Raw genomic sequence first — 963 nt, 5'->3', positions numbered from 1 at the left:
GAGTCTGTTCATCCAACTGTGTCAGTTTAAAATTAAGTTTATTTTTTTACTTTTACTCAGACACACTTTATTTATGGAGACTCCTGACAATTTTGATTTTGAGACTTTTAAGCAAGAAGCGATAAAAGGTCTTTATTCTGGCAAACCTCTTACTGGAGAGAATGGTATTTTTGCTCCTATGTTGAAACATTTTTTAGAAAGTGCTTTACAAGGAGAATTGGATAATCACCTGAATGCTAACAAGGCTGAGGGGATTAAAAACCGTAAAAATGGTTTATCAAAGAAGACTATTAAGAGTAATGGAGGTAGCTTTGAACTAGAAACCCCACGTGACCGAGATGGTAGTTTTAACCCACAAGTCGTAGCTAAACGTCAGTTAGTTTTAACGGATACATTAGAGCGTCAGATTATCTCTATGTACTCACATGGAATGAGTTATTCTTCTATCAATGAACAGTTAGAAGAACTTTATGGATACCATCTTTCAGTAGGCGAACTCTCAAACATTACTGATAGAGTACTTCCACGACTTCAAGAATGGCAATCCAGACCGCTTTCAAGGGTTTATGCAGTAGTCTGGATGGATGCGATGTTTTACAAAGTACGTATTGATGGCAAGGTAAGCTCCAGAGCCATGTATAGTGTAATAGGCTTAGGTTTAGACGGCAAAAAGGAAGTATTAGGGATATATTTAGCTGAAACAGAGGGTGCTAAATTCTGGTTATCAGTATTAACTGACTTTAAAGCAAGAGGAGTTGAAGATATTTTAATTAGTTGTGTAGATGGTCTCAAAGGCTTCCCACAAGCCATTGAAGCAGTATTCCCTAAAACACAGATACAACTCTGTGTAGTTCACCAAATCCGTTACTCTACCCGCTTTGTCTATGATAAGCATTTAAGAGAATTTGTAAAGGATTTACAGCTTGTTTACAAAGCAGAGAATCTTAATATGGCAGAACAACA

Annotated in this window: 1 protein-coding gene; it reads left to right on the top strand. The window is 36.8% G+C overall.

Features of this window, described 5'->3' with window-relative positions:
* Positions 1 to 73: 73 nt before the first annotated feature.
* Positions 74 to 963 (top strand): IS256 family transposase (locus VB776_RS24495; RefSeq protein ID WP_323699474.1); only part of this gene is annotated, 890 nt, incomplete at its 3' end.

Origin of the sequence: Arcicella gelida (genome assembly GCF_034931025.1) — a bacterium.
GTDB lineage: Bacteria > Bacteroidota > Bacteroidia > Cytophagales > Spirosomataceae > Arcicella > Arcicella gelida.
The sequence above is the reverse complement of the archived record's forward strand: the minus strand, read 5'-3'. Positions and strand labels throughout refer to the sequence as shown.